Source organism: Catenibacterium sp. RTP21428st1_D7_RTP21428_210409 (assembly GCF_040227455.1).
Classification (GTDB): Bacteria; Bacillota_I; Bacilli_A; order Erysipelotrichales; family Coprobacillaceae; genus Catenibacterium; species Catenibacterium mitsuoka_A.
In genome coordinates this window covers 1-5090 of sequence record NZ_JBEHVX010000124.1, presented here as the reverse complement: position 1 = coordinate 5090, position 5090 = coordinate 1, and the positions used below count along the sequence as shown (strand labels likewise).

General features: G+C 33.4%; 5 protein-coding genes. 4 read left to right on the top strand and 1 reads right to left on the bottom strand.

Annotated elements, in window-relative coordinates:
* Window positions 1-324 precede the first annotated feature (324 nt).
* Window positions 325-2727 carry a glycoside hydrolase family 16 protein gene (locus tag ABUA27_RS12060; RefSeq protein ID WP_349820797.1) on the top strand — a complete coding sequence of 801 codons (2403 nt, stop codon included), beginning with the start codon at window positions 325-327 and terminating at the stop codon, window positions 2725-2727.
* A 15-nt stretch (window positions 2728-2742) separates the two neighbouring features.
* Entirely contained in the window at window positions 2743-3363 is a 621-nt protein-coding gene (locus tag ABUA27_RS12055) for an LPXTG cell wall anchor domain-containing protein (protein WP_349820796.1), read from the top strand.
* Window positions 3364-3493: 130 nt separating this feature from the next.
* Here ABUA27_RS12055 and ABUA27_RS12050 read toward each other — a convergent pair whose 3' ends face one another.
* The gene (locus tag ABUA27_RS12050; protein ID WP_129982369.1) at window positions 3494-3754 is read right to left on the bottom strand and encodes a transposase family protein; all 261 of its coding nucleotides are present in this window, start codon (window positions 3752-3754) and stop codon (window positions 3494-3496) included.
* 130 nt (window positions 3755-3884) lie between these two features.
* Here ABUA27_RS12050 and ABUA27_RS12045 point away from each other — a divergent pair, with 130 nt between their 5' ends.
* Window positions 3885-4127, top strand: coding sequence for an alkaline phosphatase family protein (locus tag ABUA27_RS12045; protein WP_349820795.1), 243 nt, complete (start codon window positions 3885-3887; stop codon window positions 4125-4127).
* 126 nt (window positions 4128-4253) lie between these two features.
* Window positions 4254-4922, top strand: coding sequence for a deoxyribose-phosphate aldolase (gene deoC, locus ABUA27_RS12040; RefSeq protein ID WP_129982368.1), 669 nt, complete (start codon window positions 4254-4256; stop codon window positions 4920-4922).
* Window positions 4923-5090 lie beyond the last annotated feature (168 nt).

Sequence of the window (5090 nt, the reverse complement as noted above, 5' to 3'; positions counted from 1 at the left end):
TAAACCAAGACAAATGCCTATAAAATCAATAAATTCTAGAAAATTTAACTATTTATTGACATTTAATAGTTTGTCTTATTAACATTTCACCCATTATAGCATTTTCCTACACCCTAAACAAAGGAAACTCTTATTTTCACATAATATAGGTATATGATAAAAAAATTGTATATCGCACAATAGTAGTTATTTTAATAACAAACTGTAATAAAGACATTTATTTCTAAAAATTTGATAGCGCTCGCAATTTGTTGGTATTACAATCATAATTATTACGTAATACAAAAAGAAGTACAAAAAATACTGAAAACGGAGGAAAAAGAAGTGAACAAGACAATCACAAAAGTGTTTTTATCACTTTCTATGTGTTTATGTTACACGGCAGGGAATGTATCAAACATTCATGCTGCATCACTTAATACATCAGGTGTAAAAACAGAGTATGAAATGTTGGAACTACAAAGAAATAAAGGTAATTCAGGAAGTTCTAATATTTTATCAAATGGAGATTTTGAACAGGGTTCAAAGAAATGGACTATTAAGAATGATGCAGTCATCACTAATGAAAAAGATGGCAATGAAAACAAAGGTTTTACTCATTCACAGTATTATGGAGTAGTAAAAGGGGCTGACAGTACTCTTTCACAGAAAATAACTGTTAGTAGTAATAAGAATTATGCTGCACAGGCAAGAGTAAAGATTGGTCATGCAGGTGAAAGTGTAAGATTTGTGGTTTATGATGATTCAAATACATTATTTAAAGAAAGTGTAGTAGGCTATGATGAATCTCTTAAAGGAACATATCAGACAGTAAACATTAATATTAATTCAGAAAACTATACTCAGTTAAATGTTGCACTTATTGGTGTAAATGGTGATGTTTGTGTAGATAATGTTATTTTTACACCATTCACTTCAAAAGGTATTATGGATCCAGGTGTTGTTGAAGATGGTGACTTCGTCAATCGTTCAAACCGTTGGAAAACAACAGGTGATGGTAAAATACAGAAGCATGAGGGCAATGATTCTGGATACTTACTCAGCTGGAGTGGTAATGCAAGTGTTTATCAGGAAGTGTCATTAAAGCCTAATACTGAATATACACTTAAAGCAGATGTTTTAATTGCGAAAGCAGGCGCATATGGATTCTTAGCAGTTAAGACACCTAACGTTGAAAACTTAAATCCTGCAGTAGAAAAAACTGTAAAATGTACAAAGGACCAGGAATGGACTTGGCAGCAGGTTGAATTAAAGTTTAATAGTAGAAATAATACAAGTGTATCTGTCTGCTTCTTAAAATGGCTTGACAATGCAGATAGAAATCAAAATAATGCGACATTCATGTCTCAGATGATTGTAGATAATGTTGAACTTGTTGAAGGAAAGAGTGAAGTACAGGAAGTAGAAGATGAAAACTATACTGTTCTTTGGGCTGATGAATTTAACGGTAATCAGAAGAATACAGACTCCAATGGATTAGATGTAGACAACTGGGGTTATGAATTAGGATGTGTTCGTGGTGTTGAACAGCAACACTATGTAAAAGATAACGCAAACGTACATATCAATGATGGTAAGCTAGTATTAGAAGTTACTGATCGTAAGAAAGAAGATCAGTATAAGAACCCTAGAGGTAATAGACAGGTTATTTATAACTCAGGTAGTGTTAGAACTCATGGGAAACGTGAATTCTTGTTTGGTAGAATTGAAGTATTAGCTAAGTTACCAAAGGGACAGGCTACATTCCCTGCATTCTGGACTTTAGGTGCTGACTTTACATTAGATGGTTCTATTAATGGTGATCAGGGTGATGGATGGCCAATGAGTGGTGAAATTGATATCATGGAATCTATTGGTAATCCAAATGTTGTATATGAAACACTCCACTATAATAATGGTAGTGGTAATGGTAATGATGATGGTAAATATGCAGGTAATGGCAAAACAACTGCAATCACTACACCAGGTAGAGTGATTGATGGTGAAGTATATCATGTCTATGGTATTAACTGGTCTGCAGGTAAGATGGAATGGTATATAGATGATCAGATTGTAAGATCTGTAGATTATAGTGATGATCCAGCAGCTCTTAAAGCATTAGATAGACCACAGTATATTCAGTTGAACTTTGCGACTGGTGGAAACTGGCCAGGAGATGCAGGTAAGAACTTAGCAGGACAGCAGTTTAAGGTTGAATATGCATACTATGCTCAGAATGAAAAGCAGGCAGCTTCTGCAAAGAAATATTATGAAAATACAGTATCTGTAAACGCAAAAGATATGATTATCAAGAAGGGGACAGAAGCTGATTTATTAAAGAATGTTACTTTAAAAGCAGGTAGTGATAAAGTAAATGTAGATGACTATACTATTGATTATTCAATTGATAATGAACATATGTTTACTACTTCACCAGATTTGACAGATGAATCTACAAGTAATGATGAAGCACGTACAAGAGTAGATTGTCTAGTACGTACTAATGATCCTAAAGAAATCGCAAAACTTCCAGCAGGAGAGTATAACCTTCATATTTCTGCAATGCATAAATCTAAACCATCAGTAAGAAAGACTGTTAAGTTGACTATTGTCGCATCTGCAGATTATACAAAGTTGACTAAAGCAGTGAATAAAGCAAACGCATTAGATAAATCGTTATATAAAGACTTCTCAAAAGTAGAAGATGCATTAGATAATGTGAAGTATGATTTAGATATCACTAAATAGTCAGAAGTAAATGCTATGACTAAAGCTCTTGAAGATGCTATGGCTGGTTTAGAATATAAAGATGCTGATTACACTAAGTTAAATGAAGCAGTAAATAAGGCAAAGTCATTAGATAAGACATTATATGTAGATTTCTCAGCAGTAGAAGACGCATTAGATAATGTGAAGTATGATTTAGATATCACTAAACAGTCAGAAGTAAATGCTATGACTAAAACTCTTGAAGATGCAATGGCTGGTTTAGAATATAAAGATGCTGATTATACTAAGTTGAATGAAGCAGTAAATAAGGCAAAGTCATTAGATAAGACATTATATGTAGATTTCTCAGCAGTAGAAAGTGCATTAAATAATGTGAAGTATGATTTAGATATCACTAAACAGTCAGAAGTAGATGCTATGACTAAAGCTCTTGAAGATGCAGTGGCTAAGTTAGAAAAGAAAATCACTATAGATACAACTGATAAGACTGATCCAAAACCAAGTGATAAAAATGATCAGAAGCCAAGTGATAAGAGTGATTCAAAGACTGACACTACAGTAAAAACAGGAGATACTACAAATGTATTACCAATGTTTGTATCTGTCATTGTCACACTATTAGGAATCTTCTTATTAAAAAGAAAGAAAGCTTAATAATTAATTAGAAGGAGCCTTTAATTTTTAAGGGAGGTCAATAGAAAACTCGCTTTAAATTATTGGTGGTTTCCACTTGTAAAGGGCAGTCAGAAATGACTGCCCTTTAGCACACTCATATTACTCCTATTTAAATGTTGTATTTATTCTTTTTCTTATAAGATCTTCTCTTTTTAAGTATTAGAGAAGTATTCTTGCCTCTTATCATGTTATGTATGACTTTACATTTTCTATAGTCCTTAATATTCATTCTGCTACCGCATTCTGGACAGGAGATAAAGGTTTTCTTAAGCGTGATATAATAAATCACTTCTTTTTTATTAATTTCGATCGTATGAGACTGTACAAATGATTCATAATCCCCTAAAATAATTCTTAGATCATTATCCAATTTGTGATCTCCTTTCGCTTTGATTTAATATGAGCAAATTAATGATACAGCGAAAGGTTTTTAATTACATAAAAATAGTTGAAAAAGTGGGAGCCATAGTGCGCCCCCACAAAAATTAAAGACTCATCTTGTGGTTTTTGATGCACTATGGGGCTATAGAAGAGATGTTCTTGAATATGCGAATAAATTAAAAAAGTTTGATGGAAAATTAGGTGTCTTATTAGATACGTTAAGAGATGATTATTTATTCATTATCACAGCAAATCATGGTAATGATTCAACACATACCGGAACAGATCATACAAGAGAAAAGGTGCCATTTATTGCATATTCTACATCTCAGAAAAAAAACAGGGGAACTAGAAGAAACTGATACATTTGCGATTATTGGTGCAACAATTACAGAAAATTTTGGAATTAAGATACCAGAAAACACAATTGACTACTTTATTTGAGATAAACTGTTATAATAGAATATATAAAGAGAGGTAAAAATAAAATGAACACAAATGATATTTTAAAAAAAGTAGACCACACATTATTGGCTCAGACAGCTACTTGGGAAGACATTAAGGTGATCCTTGATGATGGAATCAAATATGGTACAGCATCTGCATGTATTCCAGCTGCTTATGTTAAACAGGCGGCAGAATATGTGGATGGTAAACTTCCTATCTGTACAGTTATTGGATTCCCAAATGGATACAGTACAACTGCAGTAAAAGTATTTGAAACAAAGGATGCTATTGAGAATGGTGCATCTGAAATTGATATGGTTATTAATATCGGATTCTTAAAAGATAAGAGATATGAAGAAGTAGAAGATGAAATCCGTCAGATTCATGAAGCGTGTGATGGTAAAATCTTAAAGGTTATTATTGAAACATGTCTTCTTACAGAAGAAGAAAAGATCAAGATGTGTGAATTAGTCACAAATGCAGGGGCAGAATACATTAAGACATCAACAGGGTTCTCAACTGCAGGCGCTACATTTGATGATGTAAAGTTAATGCATGATCATGTAGGTGAAGGGGTTAAAGTAAAAGCAGCAGGTGGTATTAGCTCATTTGATGATGCTGAAAAGTTCATTGAACTTGGTGCTGACAGACTTGGTACAAGCCGTCTTGTAAAAATCATGAAGAATACAGACACTGGTGCAGGTTACTAAAAGTAAAGAACCATAATCCTTTATATAGGACTATGGTTCTTTTTTACGCAATGAAATAAAAAAACAGACACATATGTGTCTGTTAAGTTCTAAATGGTGGAGCCTAGGAGGATCGAACTCCTGACCTCCTGCGTGCAAAGCAGGCGCTCTCCCAGCTGAGCTAAGGCC

Excerpts from the sequence above, each read along its gene's own strand:
- ABUA27_RS12055 (WP_349820796.1), top strand. The coding sequence starts at position 2,743 with ATGACTAAAGCTCTTGAAGATGCTATGGCTGGTTTAGAATATAAAGAT.
- deoC (WP_129982368.1), top strand. The coding sequence starts at position 4,254 with ATGAACACAAATGATATTTTAAAAAAAGTAGACCACACATTATTGGCT.